At 72.7% G+C, this 17,158-nt stretch carries 14 protein-coding genes; 4 read left to right on the top strand and 10 right to left on the bottom strand.

Annotated elements, in window-relative coordinates; genetic code table 11:
- Positions 1 to 134: 134 nt before the first annotated feature.
- The 10 genes from J7I94_RS02720 to J7I94_RS02680 form a co-directional block, all read right to left on the bottom strand.
- Positions 135 to 1,133 (bottom strand): sugar phosphate isomerase/epimerase, encoded by a 999-nt coding sequence (locus J7I94_RS02720; protein WP_215164831.1) that lies wholly within the window; start codon positions 1,131 to 1,133, stop codon positions 135 to 137.
- 15 nt (positions 1,134 to 1,148) lie between these two features.
- Positions 1,149 to 2,279 carry a Gfo/Idh/MocA family protein gene (locus J7I94_RS02715; RefSeq protein ID WP_215164879.1) on the bottom strand — a complete coding sequence of 377 codons (1,131 nt, stop codon included), beginning with the start codon at positions 2,277 to 2,279 and terminating at the stop codon, positions 1,149 to 1,151.
- A 719-nt stretch (positions 2,280 to 2,998) separates the two neighbouring features.
- A complete protein-coding gene (locus J7I94_RS02710; protein WP_215164830.1) occupies positions 2,999 to 4,051 on the bottom strand; it encodes a substrate-binding domain-containing protein in 1,053 nt (350 codons plus the stop codon).
- 17 nt (positions 4,052 to 4,068) lie between these two features.
- Positions 4,069 to 5,088 carry an ABC transporter permease gene (locus J7I94_RS02705; protein WP_215164829.1) on the bottom strand — a complete coding sequence of 340 codons (1,020 nt, stop codon included), beginning with the start codon at positions 5,086 to 5,088 and terminating at the stop codon, positions 4,069 to 4,071.
- Entirely contained in the window at positions 5,085 to 6,608 is a 1,524-nt protein-coding gene (locus J7I94_RS02700; RefSeq protein WP_215164828.1) for a sugar ABC transporter ATP-binding protein, read from the bottom strand. Before J7I94_RS02700 ends, J7I94_RS02705 begins: the two co-directional genes overlap by 4 nt.
- Positions 6,609 to 6,707: 99 nt before the next feature.
- Complete coding sequence (locus J7I94_RS02695; RefSeq protein ID WP_215164827.1) at positions 6,708 to 7,889, bottom strand: ROK family protein; 1,182 nt, start codon at positions 7,887 to 7,889, stop codon at positions 6,708 to 6,710.
- A gap of 237 nt (positions 7,890 to 8,126) precedes the next feature.
- On the bottom strand, positions 8,127 to 8,804 hold the full coding sequence (locus J7I94_RS02690; protein ID WP_215164826.1) for a GntR family transcriptional regulator: 678 nt from the start codon (positions 8,802 to 8,804) through the stop codon (positions 8,127 to 8,129).
- Positions 8,805 to 8,925: 121 nt separating this feature from the next.
- A complete protein-coding gene (locus J7I94_RS02685; RefSeq protein WP_215164825.1) occupies positions 8,926 to 9,873 on the bottom strand; it encodes a beta-ketoacyl-ACP synthase III in 948 nt (315 codons plus the stop codon).
- Between the two features lie 133 nt (positions 9,874 to 10,006).
- Complete coding sequence (locus tag J7I94_RS38940) at positions 10,007 to 10,141, bottom strand: hypothetical protein (RefSeq protein ID WP_285442395.1); 135 nt, start codon at positions 10,139 to 10,141, stop codon at positions 10,007 to 10,009.
- Positions 10,122 to 11,447 (bottom strand): OFA family MFS transporter, encoded by a 1,326-nt coding sequence (locus J7I94_RS02680; protein ID WP_215164824.1) that lies wholly within the window; start codon positions 11,445 to 11,447, stop codon positions 10,122 to 10,124. The genes J7I94_RS38940 and J7I94_RS02680 overlap by 20 nt, the downstream gene beginning before the upstream one ends.
- Positions 11,448 to 11,699: 252 nt before the next feature.
- Here J7I94_RS02680 and J7I94_RS02675 point away from each other — a divergent pair, with 252 nt between their 5' ends.
- Genes J7I94_RS02675 through fdhD form a run of 4 tightly spaced genes read left to right on the top strand, consistent with a single transcriptional unit; the run spans position 11,700 to position 17,150 of the window.
- Positions 11,700 to 13,619 (top strand): molybdopterin oxidoreductase family protein, encoded by a 1,920-nt coding sequence (locus J7I94_RS02675; RefSeq protein ID WP_215164823.1) that lies wholly within the window; start codon positions 11,700 to 11,702, stop codon positions 13,617 to 13,619.
- A 6-nt stretch (positions 13,620 to 13,625) separates the two neighbouring features.
- On the top strand, positions 13,626 to 15,437 hold the full coding sequence (locus J7I94_RS02670; protein WP_215164822.1) for an NADH-ubiquinone oxidoreductase-F iron-sulfur binding region domain-containing protein: 1,812 nt from the start codon (positions 13,626 to 13,628) through the stop codon (positions 15,435 to 15,437).
- On the top strand, positions 15,434 to 16,294 hold the full coding sequence (locus J7I94_RS02665) for a 2Fe-2S iron-sulfur cluster-binding protein (RefSeq protein ID WP_215164821.1): 861 nt from the start codon (positions 15,434 to 15,436) through the stop codon (positions 16,292 to 16,294). The genes J7I94_RS02670 and J7I94_RS02665 overlap by 4 nt, the downstream gene beginning before the upstream one ends.
- 7 nt (positions 16,295 to 16,301) lie before the next feature.
- Positions 16,302 to 17,150: a formate dehydrogenase accessory sulfurtransferase FdhD gene (gene fdhD, locus J7I94_RS02660; RefSeq protein WP_215164820.1), complete on the top strand. Its 849-nt coding sequence runs from the start codon at positions 16,302 to 16,304 to the stop codon at positions 17,148 to 17,150.
- Positions 17,151 to 17,158: the final 8 nt, after the last annotated feature.

Here is a 17,158-nt window from a genome sequence, read left to right as displayed (position 1 = left end):
ATGGGGTGTGCGAAGGCGTGCCGGGTGAGGAGGTACGGTGCGGGCGCCGGGGTGCGCCGTCACCCCGGAGGTGTGCCGAGCCGCGGCGTTCAGATGCCGAACACTCAGCTGCCGATGGCGCAGCCGCTGAACGCTCAGCTGTTGAACGCCGCGTCGAAGGACGCGCTGGGCGGCTCGTAGTCGTAGGTCTTCAGGCGGGTCAGGGCCTCGGGGGCGCCCTGGAGGCGGTCCATGCCGGCGTCCTCCCACTCCACGGAGACAGGGCCCTGGTAGTCGATGGCGCGCAGCATGCGGAAGACGTCCTCCCAGGGGACGTCGCCGTGCCCGGCGGAGACGAAGTCCCAGCCGCGCCGGGGGTCGCCCCAGGGCAGGTGGGAGCCGAGCCGGCCGTTGCGGCCGTCGAGGCGCTTGCGGGCCTCCTTGCAGTCGACGTGGTAGATCCGGTCGCGGAAGTCCCACAGGAAGCCGACCGGGTCGAGGTCCTGCCAGACGAAGTGGGAGGGGTCGAAGTTGAGGCCGAAGGCGGGACGGTGGCCGACGGCCTCCAGGGCCCGCTGGGTGGTCCAGTAGTCGTAGGCGATCTCGCTGGGGTGGACCTCGTGGGCGAAGCGGACGCCCTCGGCGTCGAAGACGTCCAGAATCGGGTTCCAGCGGTCGGCGAAGTCCTGGTAACCGCGCTCGATCATGGACTCGGAGGCGGGCGGGAACATGGCGACCAGGTGCCAGATGGCGGAGCCGGTGAAGCCGATGACGGTGTCGACGCCGAGCCGGCGGGCGGCCCGCGCGGTGTCCTTGAGTTCGGCGGCGGCCCGCTGCCGTACGCCCTCCGCGTCGCCGTCGCCCCAGATCCGGGCGGGCAGGATCGCCTGGTGGCGCTCGTCGATGATGGCGTCGCAGACGGCTTGGCCGACGAGGTGGTTGGAGACGGCCCAGCACTTCAGGCCGTACTTGTCGAGGAGCTGGTGGCGGCCGTCGACGTAGGACGGGTCGGCGAGGGCCTTGTCGACCTCGAAGTGGTCGCCCCAGCAGGCGAGTTCGAGGCCGTCGTAGCCGAAGTCGCGGGCGAGCCGGCAGACCTCCTCCAGGGGCAGGTCCGCCCACTGGCCGGTGAAGAGTGTGAACGGGCGCGGCATCGTGGCAGATCCTCCTCAGACGGCGACGGGCGTGTAGACGGCGTTCTTCTCGGCGCTCTCCTCCACGGCGGCGAGCACCCGCTGCACTTGGAGCCCGTCGGCGAAGGACGGCTCCGGGGCGCGGCCCTCGGCGACGGCGTGGACGAGGTCGCGGGCCTGGTGGACGAAGGTGTGCTCGTAGCCGAGGCCGTGGCCGGGCGGCCACCAGGCGTCCAGGTAGGGGTGTCCGGGTTCGGTGACGAGGATGCGGCGGAACCCCGCGTGCTCCCCCCGCTCCGTGCCGTCGTGGTAGGTCAGCTCGTTGAGACGTTCCAGATCGAAGGCCAACGATCCCTGTTCACCGTTGAGTTCGATGCGCAGGGCGTTCTTGCGGCCGGTGGCGTAGCGGGTGGCCTCGAAGGAGGCGAGGGCGCCGGAGGGGAAGCGGCCGGTGAAGACGGCGGCGTCGTCCACGGTGACCCGGCCGGTGCCCGCGCCGCCGGCGGGGCCGGAGGAGAGGGGGCGTTCCCGGACGAAGGTCTCGGTGAGGGCGGAGACGCCGGCCAGCCGTTCGCCGGTCAGGTACTGGGCGAGGTCGACGATGTGGGCGCCGAGGTCGCCGAGCGCGCCGGAGCCGGCGAGTTCCTTGCGCAGCCGCCAGGTCAGCGGGGCGGCGGGGTCCACCAGCCAGTCCTGGAGGTACGCCACCCGCACGTGCCGCAGCCTGCCGATGCGGCCCTCCGCGACCATCCGCCGGGCCAGCGCGGTGGCGGGGACGCGGCGGTAGTTGAAGCCGACCATGGCCACCTGGCCGCGGGCGGCGGCCGCTTCGGCGGCGCGGGTCATGGCCTCGGCCTCGGCGACGGTGTTGGCCAGTGGCTTCTCGCACAGGACGTGTTTGCCGGCGGCCAGCGCGGCCAGCGCGATCTCGGCGTGGCTGTCGCCGGGGGTGCAGATGTCGACGAGGTCGACGTCGTCCCGTTCGACGAGGGCGTGCCAGTCGGTCTCGGTCGCCGCCCAGCCGTGCCGGTCGGCCGCGGTGCGGACGGCGTCGGCGTCCCGCCCGCAGATCGCGGCCAGTACGGGGTTCAGCGGCAGGTCGAAGACGCGGCCCGCGGTGCGCCAGCCCTGGGAGTGGGCGGCGCCCATGAAGGCGTACCCGACCATGCCGACCCGCAGGGGCGGTCTCGACACGGACGGCGCCGCGGCCGGGGTCGGGGCGGTGACGACCGGGGTGCCGGTCGCGGTGGGCGTGGCCGTCGCGGTGGGCGTGGCCGTCGCGGTGGGGGTACCGGTCGCGGTGGGGGCACCGGTCGCGGTGGGGGCACCGGTCGCGGTGGGCGCGCCGGTCGCCTCCGGCGTCCCCGTCACCTGCGTCACCTCCGCCGCCCCCGGCGTCCCCGTCACCTCCGTCGCCCCCGACGTGTCCGTCAAGCCCGACTTCCCCGTGTCCACGGACCCGGCGGCGATGGCCCCGGTGTCCGCGGCCCCGGCGGCCGGTGTCTCCGCCCCGGCCCCCTCGGGCTGCTGCGGCTGTCCCATGCGGATGTCCTCCTCGTCGTGGTGGTGCGATGGCCCTTCGGGTCCCGCCCGGGCTGGTCGGACCCGTGAGCGCGGGTCCCGCCCCGGTGCCGGACCCGCTTCGGGCGCGGCCCCTGCCCCGGTGCCGGTCGAACCAGCGAGCGCGGCCCCGGCCCCAAGCCGGTCCGCCCCGCAGGCACGGCCCCCGGCCCGAAACCGACCCGCCCCGCAAGCACGGCCCCCGGCCCAGAGCCCGTCAGCCCCATGAGCCGGGCCCCCGCCCCCAGTGGCTGGTCAGGCCCCCGGTGGCTGGGCTGGTCAGGCCCCCGGAGGCTGGTCAGGCCCCCGGGGCGGGCGGCCCGGTCTCACTTGAAGCCGGTGGACATGTACTGGTCGACGTTCTCCTTGTCGACGACCGCCGAGTAGAGCGTGATCGACGCAGGGATCTCGTACTCGGCGAGGCCGCCGATCCCCTTGCCCTGGCCCAGCGCGCGGGCGAGGTCGATCGCGGAGGCGGCCATGGTCGGCGGGTAGAGGACGGTCGCCTTCAGGACGCCGTTGTCCTGCTTGATGGCCTGGAACGCGGCGAGCGCGCCCGCGCCGCCGACCATCAGGAAGTCGTCGCGGCCGGCCTGTTCGATGGCGCGCAGGGCGCCCACGCCCTGGTCGTCGTCGTGGTTCCACAGGGCGTCGAACTTCGACTGGGCCTGGAGCAGCTGGGCCATCTTGGCCTGGCCGGACTCGACGGTGAAGTCGGCGGCCTGGCGGGCCACCTTCTTGATGTTGGGGTAGTTCTTCAGGGCGTCGTCGAAGCCCTTGGTGCGCTGCCGGGTCAGTTCGAGGTTGTCGATGCCGGCCAGTTCGACGACCCGGGCGTCGGCCTTGTCCTTGAGCTTCTCGCCGATGTAGTGCCCGGCGTTGAGGCCCATGCCGTAGTTGTCGCCGCCGACCCAGCAGCGGTACGCCTGCGGGGTGTTGAAGACGCGGTCGAGGTTGACCACGGGGATTCCGGCCCGCATGGCCTTCAGCCCGACCTGCGTGAGCGCCTTGCCGTCGGCGGGCAGCACCACCAGGACGTCGACCTTCTTGTTGATGAGGGTCTCGATCTGGCCGATCTGCTGGGCGGTGTCGTTGGAGCCCTCGGTGACCTCCAGGGTCACGTCGGAGTACTTCTCGGCGCGGCCCTTGGCCTGGTCGTTGATGGCGTTGAGCCAGCCGTGGTCGGCGAGCGGACCGGCGTAGCCGATGGTGACCTGCTTGCCGGGCTTGTCGTCGGCGGCGGGCTGGGTGCTGGCGCCCGCCCCCTCGTCGTCGTCCGACTCGTTGCTCGTGCACCCGGTGAGGAAGGCCCCGGCGGACACGGCTGCGGCTCCGAACAGCAGCCCTCTGCGGCTTGCGAACGGCGTGTGCTCTGGCATGACGGTCAACCCTTTCCTCAAGGCGTGCTCGCGGTACGGCGCTGGACCAGCACGGCGGCGACGATGATCGCTCCCTTGGCGATCTGCTGGACGTCGCTCTGCAGGTTGTTCAGGGCGAAGATGTTGGTGATCGTGGTGAAGATCAGGACGCCGAGCACGGAGCCGACGATGGTGCCGCGTCCGCCGCTGAGCAGCGTGCCGCCGATGATCGCGGCGGCGATGGCGTCGAGTTCGTAGAGGTTGCCGTTGGTGTTCTGGCCGGAGCCGGACAGGACGATCAGCAGGAAGGCGGCGATGCCGCAGCACAGGCCGGACAGCAGGTAGAGGTAGAGGCGCTGGCGGCGCACGTCGATGCCGGCGAGGCGGGCGGCCTCCGCGTTGCCGCCGACGGCGACCGTGCGGCGGCCGAAGGTGGTCCGGTTCAGCACCAGCCAGCCGATGACGGTGACGGCGGCGAAGACCAGGACCAGCGGCGGTATGCCGAGCACGTAGGCGTCCCGCTCCCCGAGGTCGAGCACGCCCTCCACGGTGACGATCTGGGTCTGCCCGTCGGTGATCTGCAGGGCCAGGCCCCGCGCGGAGGCCAGCATGGCGAGGGTGGCGATGAACGGGACCATCGCGCCGTACGCGATGAGGACGCCGTTGACGAGTCCGCAGCCCACGCCGACCACGATCGCGGTGAACAGGATGCCGAGGAATCCGTACTCCTGGGTGGCGACCGTCGTCGCCCACACCGAGGCGAGGGCGACGATCGCGCCGACGGAGAGGTCGATGCCGCCGGACATGATCACGAAGGTCATGCCGACGGTGACGACACCGATCACGGACGCCTGGGTGAGGACGAGTTGCAGGTTGCGGGTGTCGAGGAACTCGTCGGGCTTGGTGATCCCGCCGATCAGGACCAGTACGGCGAGCACGCCGAGCAGGGACAGGATGCGGACGTCGGCGCGGGCGATCACGCCCCGCCAGGCGGGCGGCCCGTCCACCGGTGCCGCCTTTCCGGTGCCGTCCCGGGGCGGGGACACGTGCTGCGTCATGATGCCGGGCTCCCTTCCATGACGAGGTCGAGTACGCGGTGTTCGTCGAGTTCGCGGGCGGGTGCCTCGTGCACGACCCGTCCCTCGCGCAGCACCAGGACGCGGTCGGCGAGGCCGAGCACCTCGGGCACCTCGCTGGAGACCAGCAGCACCGCCAGTCCCTCGTCGGCGAGCCGGCGCACGACCGCGTACAGCTCGGCGCGGGCGCCGACGTCGACGCCGCGGGTGGGTTCGTCGAGGAGCAGGACGCGGCAGCCGCGCAGCAGCCAGCGGGCGAGTACGGCCTTCTGCTGGTTGCCGCCGGACAGGGTGCGCACGGGCACGTCCGGGTTGTCGGGGCGCAGCGACAGCTCGCGGACCGCGGCGCGGGCGGCGTCCCGTTCGGCGCCCCGGTCGAGCCAGCCGCCGCGCGAGAAGCGGGACAGGGAGGAGACCGACACGTTGCGGGTGACGGACTCCAGCATCAGCAGGGCCTGCGCCTTGCGCTCCTCGGGGGCGAGGCCGAGCCCGGCGCGCACGGCGGCCCGGACGCTGCCGGGCCTGAGCGGGCGCCCGTCGACCAGGACCTGTCCGGCCGACGGCTTGCGGGCGCCGTAGACGGTCTCCAGGATCTCGGAGCGGCCGGAGCCGACCAGTCCGGCGAGGCCGACGATCTCCCCCGGGCGCACGTCCAGGTCGAGGGGGGCGAACTCCCCCTCCCGCGCCAGTCCCCGCACGCTCAGCACCGGTTCGGCGGTGGCGGCCGGGGCGGAGGCGGGCCGGTCCGGGAAGACGTAGGCGACGTTGCGGCCGGTCATCAGGGCGACGACCTCGCTGGTCGGGGTGGACTCGGCGGGCAGTCCGCGGGCGACGGCGCGGCCGTCCTTGAGGACGGTGACCCGGTCGCCGATGCGGCGGATCTCCTCCAGGCGGTGCGAGATGTAGACGACGGCGACACCGGCGGCGGTGAGGTCGCCGACGATCCGGAAGAGGTTGTCGACCTCGTCGGGGTCGAGGGCGGCGGACGGCTCGTCCATCACGATCAGCCGTACGTCGTGGGAGAGCGCCCGCGCCATGGAGACGATCTGCTGCTGCGCCGCCGACAGGTCCCCGACCAGGCGGCCCGGGTCGACCTCGGGGTGGCCGAGCCGCTTCAGCAGCGCGGCGGTGGACGCGCGGGCGGCCCGGCCGCGGACGACGAAGCCGGCGGTGGTCGGTTCGTGGCCGAGGTGGACGTTCTCCGCCACCGACAGGTGCTCGACCAGGTCGAGTTCCTGGTAGATGGTGGCGATGCCCAGGCGCATCGCGGCGATGGGCGAGCGCAGGGTGACGTCCTCGCCGCGCCAGCGGATGGTGCCGGTGTCGGGCTGGTGGGCGCCGGCCAGCACCTTGATGAGGGTGGACTTCCCGGCGCCGTTCTGGCCGAGCAGGCAGTGCACCTCACCGGCCTGGACGTCGAGGTCGACGCCGTCCAGGGCCCGGACTCCGGGGAAGGACTTGGTGATGCCGGACATGCTGAGCAGCGGTGGTTCTGGTGCCATGTGAGGTCCCCTCGGCGGGCGTGCGGGCCGGTGTCAGGGCAGGGCGGAGCTACGCGCTGTGCAGAAAAGCTGTGCAGAAAAGGGGTGCGGACGGGGGTGCTACGCGGGTGAGAACAAGTGGTCGCTGATGAGCCGGGCGGCGCCGATGACTCCGGCGGTGGGGCCCAGTTCGCCGAGCACGATGGGCAGGTTGCCGGTCGCCAGGGGCAGCGACTGGCGGTAGACCTGGGTGCGTATCGCGGCGAGCAGGGTGTGGCCGAGGCCGGTGACCCCGCCGCCGATCACCACCAGGCCGGGGTTGAAGAAGCTGACCAGGCCGGCGATGACCTGGCCGGTGCGGCTGCCGCCCTCGCGGATCAGGTCGAGGGCGGTGGCGTCACCGGCCGCCGCCGCGGCGGCGACGTCGGCGGCGCTCAGGCTCCCGCCCGTCTCCAGTCGGGCGGCGAGTTCGGCGGACCGGCCCTGCTCGGCGGCCTCCGTGGCGTCGCGGGCCAGGGCCGCGCCGCTGAAGTGGGCCTCCAGGCAGCCCCGGTTGCCGCAGGCGCAGGGGCGGCCCTCGGGTACGGCCTGGATGTGCCCGATGTCGCCGGCGCTGCCCGTCGTCCCGCGGTAGACGTCACCGCCGACGACGATGCCGCAGCCGATGCCGGTGCCTATCTTGACGACGAGGAAGTCGTGCACGGTGCGGGCGACGCCCGCGTGCTGCTCCCCCAGCGCCATCAGGTTCACGTCGTTGTCGACCATGACCGGGCAGCCGAGTTCCTGGCTGAGCGCCTCCCGTACGGGGAAGCCGTCCCAGCCCGGCATGATCGGCGGGGCCACGGGGACGCCCTCGGGGAAGCGGACCGGCCCCGGGACGCCGATGCCGGCGCCGTCGAAGCCCTCCGCGAGCCCCGACGCCCGCAACTTGGCCGCCATGGACAGGACTTGCTCGAAGACCGCGACGGGGCCCTCACGGACGTCCATGGGCTGGTTGATGTGCCCGAGGATCTCCAGTTCGGCGTTGGTGACGGCGACGTCGACCGAGGTCGCGCCGATGTCGACGCCGAGGAAGCGGAGTCCGGGGTTGAGCCGGATGTTGTGCGAGCGGCGCCCGCCGCGGGAGGCGGCGAGTCCGTCGGCGACGGCCAGTCCCGTCTCCAGCAGCCGGTCCACCTCCACGGCCAGCTTCGACCGGGAGAGGTCGACCTGGTCGCCGAGCTGGGCACGGGAGTTGGGGCCGCCGTCACGCAGCAGCTTGAGCAACCGGGCCTGGTGGGCGTTGGCGGGTCGTGCGGTCATGCGTCTCACGTGCCCCTCCCCGCCTCAATCGGCTGCGCGCTGTAATGCCGTGTTGCCGTGCTGCCGTGCTGCCGTGCTGCCGTGCTGCCGTGCTTTCGAAGGGAACGTAGCAGCGGCTGCCGAAGCTGGGAAGAAGCTGTGCACAGATTGCCGTCGACTTTTTCCACTCACAGGACAAAGAGCCGGACAGCGAGCCGGACGAAGAGCCGACCGAAGAGCCGTACGGGAAAGGTGTGTTCAGGACTCGGCGCGCTCGTGGTACGACCGCCGGGTGTGCTCGGTGTGCTCGCGCATCAGCCGGGTGGCGCGCTGCTCGTCCCGGTCGGTGATGGCGGCGATCATCTCCCGGTGCTCGACCCAGGACTGCCGGCCGCGCTGCCGGGCGATCGGCGTGTAGTACCAGCGCACCCGGCGGTCGACCTGGGCGGCGAGTTCGGCGAGGACGGCGTTGCCCGCCAGCTCCATCACCTTGGAGTGGAAGCGCGCGTTCAGGGTGACGGCACCGTCCACGTCGTCGGCGGCGACGGCCCGCTCCCCCTCGGCGCACAGCTCCTCCAGCGCCGCCACGCCCGCGCTGGACGCGTTGGCCGCGGCGAGCCGGGCCGCCTCGGCCTCCAGCAGCGTACGGACGGTCAGCAGCTGGTCGGCCTCCTCCTCGGTCGGCTCGTGCACGAACGCGCCCTGGGCGGGACGCAGATCGACCCAGCCCTCGGTGTTCAGGCGCTGGAGCGCCTCGCGCACGGGCTGCCGGGAGACGCCCAGGTGCCCGGCGAGTTCGCTCTCGACGAGGTGCTGGCCGGGGCGCAGGGCCCGGGTGGTGATGAGTTCGAGCAGCGCCTCGTAGACGCGGTCGCGCAGCGGGCCGGGGCGTTCGAGCCTGGGCACCGCCCCGTGCGGCAGTCCTGTCGACAACATCGCGGCCCCCTGGGCGAAGGACGGAGACAAGGAAGAAGGTAAAGAAAGTATCAAGTGTTTTTCGTCTACAGTCTACGGTTCGTCCCCGCCCGCCTTTTCCTCGAACCTCCTGAGCCGGGTCTCAGGGGCAGCGCACGACCTGTCCGGCGTACGACAGGTTGCCGCCGAAGCCGAAGAGCAGGACCGGGTCGCCGGTGCTGATCTCGCCGCGTTCCACCAGCTTGGCCAGGGCGAGGGGGATGCTGGCCGCCGAGGTGTTGCCGGACTCGGTGACGTCGCGGGCGACGACCGCGTTGACGGCGCCGATGCGCAGGGCCAGGGGTTCGATGATGCGCAGGTTGGCCTGGTGCAGGACGACGGCGGCGAGGTCGGCGGGGTCCACGCCGGCCCGTTCGCACACGCCCCGGGCGACGGCGGGCAGCCGGGTGGTCGCCCAGCGGTAGACGCTCTGGCCCTCCTGGGCGAAGCGCGGCGGCGTGCCCTCGATGCGCACGGCGTGTCCGAGTTCGGGCACCGATCCCCACAGCACGGGTCCGATGCCGGGTTCCTCGCCCTCGGCGCAGGGTTCGACGACGGCGGCCCCCGCGCCGTCGCCGACCAGCACGCAGGTGGTGCGGTCGGTCCAGTCGGTGACCTCGGACATCTTGTCGGCGCCTATGACCAGGGCCCGGCGCGCGGCGCCCGCGCGGACGGCGTGGTCGGCGGTGGCCAGGGCGTGGGTGAACCCGGCGCACACGACGTTGACGTCCATCGTGGCCGGGTTCCCCATGCCGAGCCGGGCGGCGACCCGGGCGGCCATGTTCGGGGAGCGGTCGATGGCGGTCGAGGTGGCGACCAGCACCAGGTCGACGTCGGCGGGGGCGGCCCCGGCCTCGGCGAGCGCCTTGGCGGCGGCGTGCGCGGCGAGTTCGTCGACGGGTTCGTCGGGTCCGGCGATCCGGCGGGTGCGGATGCCGACCCGGCTGGTGATCCACTCGTCGCTGGTGTCGACCATGCCCGCCAGGTCCTCGTTGGTCAGGACTCCGGCGGGCTGGTGGTGGCCGACTCCGGTGATGCGCGAGCCGTGCATGGGCGGATCCCCCTCATTGCCTGCGGTTGCGGGATCCACCAGTCTGATCAGTGACTCACGGGTACGGCGGCAGGTGATGTGACAGGAAACGCGGGCCGGGCTTGTCGGCTTCCATCAGGCCCGGCCCGGCTCCTCAGCCGGTGAACAGCTGCGTCGCCTTGCGCACCAGTTCGTACAGCCCGTAGGCGAGCGGCACGCCCACCCACAGCCAGGCGAAGGCGATCAGCGGGCGCCGGTCGGGCGGGCCCTCACTGCTGTCGGGCGACATCGGCGGCCTCCTCGGGGTCCGGGGCGGGGACGTGGTGGCGGGGGTGGACGGGACGGACCAGTTCGTTGGCGACGAAGCCGACGACGAGCAGCCCGATCATGATGACGAACGACAGCCCGTACAGGGACGAGCCGTGCCGACCGGCCTCCTCCTGCCGGTCCGCGATCCAGTTCACGATCAGCGGGCCGAGGACGCCGGCGGTGGACCAGGCGGTGAGCAGCCGTCCGTGGATCGCGCCGACCTGGTAGGTGCCGAAGAGGTCCTTCAGATAGGCGGGGGCGGTGGCGAAACCGCCGCCGTAGAAGGAGAGGATCACCAGGGCGGCGAGGACGAACAGCGGCTTGGACGAGTCGCCGAACAGGGCGATGAGCGCGTACATCAGGGCGCCGACACCCAGGTACACCCGGTAGATGTTCTTCCGTCCGATCAGGTCGGACGTGGACGACCAGCCGATCCGGCCGGCCATGTTCGCCGCCGACAGCAGTGCCACGAACCCGGCGGCGGCCGTCGCGGACACCGGCGCGGAGGTGTCCGCGAAGAAGTCCGTGATCATCGGGGCGGCCTTCTCCAGGATGCCGATGCCGGCGGTGACGTTCATGCAGAGCACGATCCACAGGCACCAGAACTGCGGGGTGCGCACGGCCGAGCGCGCCGAGACCTGGACGCCGCTGAGCGGGGCGGGCCGCCCGTCGGCCGTCTCGGGGGCGCGCGGCACCCGCACCAGCAGGACACCGAGCAGCATGAAGACGGCGTACGACAGTCCGTGCACGAGGAAGGCGAGCGCGATGCCGGAGTTGTCGGCGCCGAAGGACTCCAGCATCTGCGCGGACCACGGCGAGGCGATCAGCGCGCCGCCGCCGAAGCCCATGATGGCGATGCCGGTGGCCATGCCGGGCCGGTCGGGGAACCACTTGATGAGGGTGGAGACCGGCGAGATGTATCCGATGCCCAGGCCGATGCCGCCGACGAAGCCGTAGCCGAAGACGATCAGCCAGTACTGCTCGGTGGCCGCGCCCAGGGCGGAGAGCAGGAAGCCGGACGAGAAGCAGATCAGCGCCACCGTCATCGCCCAGCGCGGCCCGCGCTTCTCGACCAGGGTGCCGCCGAACGCGGCCGACAGGCCGAGCATGACGATGCCGAGCTGGAAGGGGAGCGCGCTCTGGGTGCCGCTGAGGCCGAGCGCGGATTCGAGGGGCGGCTTGAACACGGACCAGGCGTAGGCCTGGCCGATGGAGAGGTGGACCGAGAGCGCGGCCGGCGGGACGAGCCAGCGGCTCCAGCCGGGCGGTGCGACAGGGGGACTCATGAGTCCCCCACCGTAAAGATCCGAGCGGCGCTTGAGAAGGCAGTTGATCAAACGACCACCCAGCGCCACCGGCCGTGCACAGTCCCTTGCCGCCCGGACGCCCATACTGTAGACAATATTCCGTCGACACAGGGTCGACGCACACCCCGTCGTCCGTGGACCGCGTCCGGCGCGGCACGGCACCCGTCAGGCCGTCGCAGCGGTGATGGCCGACGCCCCCGTCCCGGACCCGTCGGCACCGAGGAGCGCCGCATGAGGAAACCGCGACCGACGCACTACACCAGGCTCACCCACCCCCTGGTACGGGACTCCCGCGACGCGCCTTTCCGGCGGGCCGGCTGGGACGAGGCCCTGGACCGGGCGGCCCGGGGCCTGGCACGCAACCGCGGCGCGTTCGGCATGTTCTCCTGCGCCCGCGCGACCAACGAGATGAACTACGTGGCGCAGAAGTTCGCCCGGGTGGTGATGGGCACCCACAACGTCGACTCCTGCAACCGCACCTGCCACGCCCCGTCCGTCGCCGGCCTCTCCGCCGCCTTCGGCTCGGGCGGCGGCACCTCGTCGTACGAGGAGATCGAGCACACCGACGTCATCGTGATGTGGGGCTCCAACGCCCGGTTCGCGCACCCGATCTTCTTCCAGCACGTCCTGAAGGGGATACGCAACGGCGCCCGGATGTACGCGGTCGACCCGCGCCGCACCTCCACCGCCGAGTGGGCGGAGAGCTGGCTCGGCCTGGATGTCGGCACCGACATCCCGATGGCGCACGCGATCGGCCGCGAGATCATCCACGCGGGCCTGGTCAACGAGGCGTTCGTGCGGCGGGCGACCACCGGCTTCGAGGAGTACCGGGCCCTCGTCGAGCCGTGGACGCTCTCCCTCGCCGAGAAGGTGACCGGCGTCCCGGCCGCCGCGATCCGCGACCTCGCGCACGCCTACGCCCGCGCCGAACGCGCCCAGCTGTGCTGGACCCTCGGCATCACCGAGCACCACAACGGCACCGACAACGTCCGCGCGCTGATCAACCTCTCCCTGCTCACCGGGCACGTGGGGCGGTACGGCGCCGGGCTCCAGCCCCTGCGCGGCCAGAACAACGTGCAGGGCGGCGGCGACATGGGCGCCATTCCCAACCGCCTCCCCGGCTTCCAGGACATCCTCGACCCGGAGACACGCCGGAAGTTCGAGTCCGCCTGGGACACCGTCCTCCAGCCGCACTACGGCCTCGACCTCACCGAGATGTTCGAGGCGATGGAGGACGGCTCGCTGAAGGCCGTGTACTGCGTCGGCGAGAACCCGGCCCAGTCGGAGGCCGACAGCGAACAGGCCGTACGCCGCCTGCAGTCGCTGGACTTCCTCGTCGTGCAGGACATCTTCCTGACGAGGACGGCCTCGCTCGCGGACGTGGTGCTGCCGGCCACCGCCGGCTGGGCGGAGACCGACGGCACCACCACCAACAGCGAACGGCGCGTGCAGCGGGTCCGCCGGGCCCTCACCCCGCCGGGCGAGGCCCGCGAGGACATCGACATCATCTGCGACCTCGCCGCCCGCCTCGGCCACGACTGGAAGTACGCCGACGCCGAGGCCGTCTGGAACGAGCTGCGCGCCCTGTCGCCGGACCACCACGGGATGACGTACGACCGGCTGGCGGAGCACCGGGGCATCCAGTGGCCGTGCCCCAGCACCGACCGGCTCGAACCCACCTACCTGCACGGCCGGCTGTGGGACCCCGACCCGGCCCGCCGGGGCCGCCCGGCGCCCTTCGGGATCGTCCGGCACGATCCGCCGGTCGACCTCACCGACGAGCGGTACCCGATCCGGCTCACCACCGGCCGTCGGCTCGACTCGTACAACACCGGTGTGCAGAGCGGCGGTTACGCCTCTCCGCTCCGCCGCGGCGAGTCCGTCGAGCTGTCCCCGGAGGACGCCGAGCGGTACGGGGTGGTGGTCGGGGAGACGGTACGGGTCACCTCGCGGCGCGGGGCGGTGGAGGCGCCCGTGTGGGTCGACCCGGCGCTGCGGCCCGGTCTCGCGTTCATGACGTTCCACTTCCCCGACGAAGTGGACACCAACCGGCTGACCATCGAGGCCAACTGCCCGATCGCGGGGACGGCGGAGTTCAAGGCGTCGGCGATCCGGATCGAGAAGCTGCCCGTCGCGACCATCGTGAGGTGATGCCCCGTGGACCTGCGCTTCGGTGACGGCAAGCCGACGGACGAGGAACGGGCCGCCGTCGACGCCCTGCTGGGCCCGCCGGAGTCCTCCTGGGAGGGCGCCGACCGCTCCGGCCAGGACCTGCGCTGGGCGCGCGGCGGGCGGGCGGCCCGGGACCGCCGCGACCTGCTGCTGCCGGGGCTGCACGCGGTCAGCGACCGGGTCGGCTGGATCAGCGAGGGCGCCCTGGACTACCTGTGCCGGCGGCTGACGGTGCCGCCGGCCGAGGCGTACGGCGTCGCCACCTTCTACGCGATGTTCTCCGTCCGTCCCCGCCCCGCGACCGTCCTGCACCTCTGCACCGACCTGGCCTGCACCGTGGCGGGCGCGGAGGCCCTGTGCGCCGAGGTCTCCGGGGAGCCGGGCGTCACCGTCCAGCGCAGCCCCTGCCTCGGCCTGTGCGAACGCGCCCCGGCCGCGCTGGCGGTCCGCGCCGGCGACCCGGTCCGTACGGCCGTGGCGGCCCCGGCGACGGCGCGCGCGGCCCTCCTCGCCGCCACCTCCCCCGACTCGGCGCCCGAGGAACCCCCGGCCGCGGCGGCCGTCCCGCAGGCGGGCGGAGACGACCTGGTCCTGCTGCGCCGGGTCGGCGTGGTGGACCCCGCCTCCCTCGACGACTACCGGGCGCACGGCGGCTACAGCGCCCTGCGCCGCGCCTTCGCGCTGGGCCCCGCCGGGGTGATCCGCGAGGTCACCGACTCCGGACTGGCCGGGCGCGGCGGCGCCGCCTTCCCCACCGGCCGCAAATGGCAGGCCACGGCGGCCCAGCCCGACCACCCGCACTACGTCGTCTGCAACGCCGACGAGTCCGAGCCGGGCACCTTCAAGGACCGGGTGCTGATGGAGGGCGACCCGTACGCGCTGATCGAGGCCATGACCATCGCCGGGTACGCCACCGGGGCCCACCGGGGCTACCTCTACCTGCGCGGCGAGTACCCCCGGGCGCTGGCCCGCCTGGAGCACGCGATCACCCAGACCCGCGCGCGCGGACTGCTCGGCGACGACGTGCTCGGGCAGGGCTACGCCTTCGACATCGAGATCCGCCGGGGCGCGGGCGCCTACATCTGCGGCGAGGAGACCGCCCTGTTCAACTCCATCGAGGGCTACCGGGGCGAGCCCCGCGCCAAACCGCCGTTCCCCGTGGAGAAGGGCCTGTTCGGCAAGCCGACGGCCGCCAACAACGTGGAGACCCTGGTCAACGTCCTGCCGGTGCTGACCATGGGCGCCGAGGCGTACGCCGCGATCGGCACCGGCCGGTCCACCGGCCCGAAGCTGTTCTGCGTGTCGGGCAGCGTGGCCCGCCCCGGTGTCTACGAGCTGCCGTTCGGGGCGACGCTGGGCGAGCTGCTGGGCCTGGCCGGGGTCCGGGACGGGCTGCGCGCGGTGCTGCTCGGCGGGGCGGCGGGCGGCTTCGTACGCCCCGACGAACTGGACATCCCGCTCACCTTCGAAGGCACCCGGGAGGCGGGCACCACCCTCGGCTCGGGGGTGGTCATGGCCTTCGACGACACCGTGCCCCTCCCCCGCCTCCTGCTGCGCGTCGCGGAGTTCTTCCGCGACGAGTCGTGCGGCCAGTGCGTGCCGTGCCGGGTGGGGACCGTGCGGCAGGAGGAGGCGCTGCGCCGGATCGCGGAGCGCACGGGGGCCGGCGCCGCCGACGACATCGCCCTGCTGCGGGAGGTCGGCCGGGCGATGCGGGACGCCTCGATCTGCGGTCTGGGCCAGACCGCGTGGAACGCCGTGGAGTCCGCCATCGACCGACTGGGGGCGTACGAATGACCGCGATACCGCTGGGAGTGCCGCGCCGGCTGGTGGAGTTCACCCTCGACGGGCAGGAGGCCCGGGTCCCGGAGGGGTCGACGATCCTCGACGCCTGCCGGGCCGCCGGCGCGGACGTGCCGACCCTCTGCCAGGGCGACACGCTGACCCCGAAGAACGCCTGCCGGGTGTGTGTGGTGGAGGTCGAGGGCTCCCGCACCCTGGTCCCCGCCTGCTCCCGGAAGGCCGAGCCGGGCATGGAGGTGCGCACCGGCACCGAGCGGGCCCGGCACAGCCGCAAGGTCGTCCTGGAACTCCTCGCCTCCTCCGTCGACCTGTCGACGACCCCCCGGGCCGCCGAGTGGATCAAGGAGTACGGGGCGGAACCCGACCGCTTCGGCCCCGGCGCGGCCCGCGTCGACGAGGAACCCCGGATCGACAACGACCTGTACGTCCGCGACTACGGCAAATGCATCCTCTGCTACAAGTGCGTGGACGCCTGCGGGGACCAGTGGCAGAACAGTTTCGCCATCTCCGTCGCCGGGCGCGGCTTCGACGCCCGGATCGCGGTCGAGCAGGACGCCCCGCTGACCGACTCGGCGTGCGTGTACTGCGGCAACTGCGTCGAGGTGTGCCCCACCGGCGCCCTGTCGTTCAAGTCGGAGTTCGACATGCGGGCGGCGGGTACGTGGAACGAGTCGGCGCAGACCGAGACGACCACGGTGTGCGCGTACTGCGGAGTGGGCTGCAACCTCACCCTGCGCGTACAGGACAATGAGATCGTCAAGGTCACCTCGCCGCACGACAGCCCGGTGACCCACGGCAATCTCTGCATCAAGGGCCGTTTCGGCTACCAGCACGTACAGAACCGGGGCTGATCAGGACATGGGACGAGTCACGGAACGACGCAAGGTGATCCGCATCCGCGACGGGGTGGTCAACACCCGTCCGGACACGCTCGTCGCCGAGGAACCCCTGGAGATCCGGCTCAACGGCAAACCGCTCGCCATCACCATGCGCACGCCCGGCGACGACTTCGCGCTCGCCGCCGGGTTCCTGGTCAGCGAGGGGGTGCTGGCCCGTCAGGAGGACCTGCGGAACATCGTGTACTGCGCGGGGGCCACGGCCGACGGCTCGAACACGTACAACGTGGTGGACGTGCAGACGGCGCCGGGCGTCGTCCTCCCCGACATCACCCTCGAACGCAACGTCTACACCACCTCCTCCTGCGGCCTGTGCGGCAAGGCCAGCCTGGACGCGGTCCGTACGACGGCCCGCTGGCCCATCGCCGACACGCCGCCGGTGCGGATCGACGCGGACCTGCTCGCCGAACTGCCCGACCGGCTGCGCGCCGCCCAGCGGGTCTTCGACCGCACCGGCGGGCTGCACGCGGCGGCCCTGTTCACCGAGGACGGCGAACTGGCCGACATCAGGGAGGACGTGGGGCGGCACAACGCGGTCGACAAGCTGGTCGGCCGGGCGCTGCAGAACGGTGAGCTGCCGCTGTCGCGGTCCGTGCTGCTCGTCTCCGGCCGGGCCTCGTTCGAACTGGCCCAGAAGGCCGTCATGGCCGGTATCCCCGTGCTGGCCGCGGTGTCGGCGCCGTCCTCGCTCGCCGTGGACCTGGCCGCCGAGACCGGTCTGACCCTGGTGGGCTTCCTGCGGGGCACCTCGATGAACGTGTACGCGGGCGAGGACCGCATCGCCCTGCGGACCGCCGCGTCCCGGGGCTGAGGCACCGG

Source organism: Streptomyces sp. ISL-12, from assembly GCF_018614415.1.
GTDB lineage: Bacteria > Actinomycetota > Actinomycetes > Streptomycetales > Streptomycetaceae > Streptomyces.
Note: the sequence above shows the minus strand (reverse complement) of the source record. Positions and strands in the feature narration are given on the sequence as shown.

What these genes read in the sequence shown, in the direction of transcription:
- J7I94_RS38940 (WP_285442395.1), bottom strand. Translation starts at nt 10,141, where the DNA reads ATGTCGCCCGACAGCAGTGAGGGCCCGCCCGACCGGCGCCCGCTGATC.
- J7I94_RS02685 (WP_215164825.1), bottom strand. Translation starts at nt 9,873, where the DNA reads ATGCACGGCTCGCGCATCACCGGAGTCGGCCACCACCAGCCCGCCGGA.
- fdhD (WP_215164820.1), top strand. Translation starts at nt 16,302, where the DNA reads ATGGGACGAGTCACGGAACGACGCAAGGTGATCCGCATCCGCGACGGG.
- J7I94_RS02695 (WP_215164827.1), bottom strand. Translation starts at nt 7,889, where the DNA reads ATGACCGCACGACCCGCCAACGCCCACCAGGCCCGGTTGCTCAAGCTG.
- J7I94_RS02705 (WP_215164829.1), bottom strand. Translation starts at nt 5,088, where the DNA reads ATGACGCAGCACGTGTCCCCGCCCCGGGACGGCACCGGAAAGGCGGCA.
- J7I94_RS02690 (WP_215164826.1), bottom strand. Translation starts at nt 8,804, where the DNA reads ATGTTGTCGACAGGACTGCCGCACGGGGCGGTGCCCAGGCTCGAACGC.
- J7I94_RS02665 (WP_215164821.1), top strand. Translation starts at nt 15,434, where the DNA reads ATGACCGCGATACCGCTGGGAGTGCCGCGCCGGCTGGTGGAGTTCACC.
- J7I94_RS02700 (WP_215164828.1), bottom strand. Translation starts at nt 6,608, where the DNA reads ATGGCACCAGAACCACCGCTGCTCAGCATGTCCGGCATCACCAAGTCC.
- J7I94_RS02680 (WP_215164824.1), bottom strand. Translation starts at nt 11,447, where the DNA reads ATGAGTCCCCCTGTCGCACCGCCCGGCTGGAGCCGCTGGCTCGTCCCG.
- J7I94_RS02720 (WP_215164831.1), bottom strand. Translation starts at nt 1,133, where the DNA reads ATGCCGCGCCCGTTCACACTCTTCACCGGCCAGTGGGCGGACCTGCCC.
- J7I94_RS02675 (WP_215164823.1), top strand. Translation starts at nt 11,700, where the DNA reads ATGAGGAAACCGCGACCGACGCACTACACCAGGCTCACCCACCCCCTG.
- J7I94_RS02715 (WP_215164879.1), bottom strand. Translation starts at nt 2,279, where the DNA reads ATGGTCGGGTACGCCTTCATGGGCGCCGCCCACTCCCAGGGCTGGCGC.
- J7I94_RS02710 (WP_215164830.1), bottom strand. Translation starts at nt 4,051, where the DNA reads ATGCCAGAGCACACGCCGTTCGCAAGCCGCAGAGGGCTGCTGTTCGGA.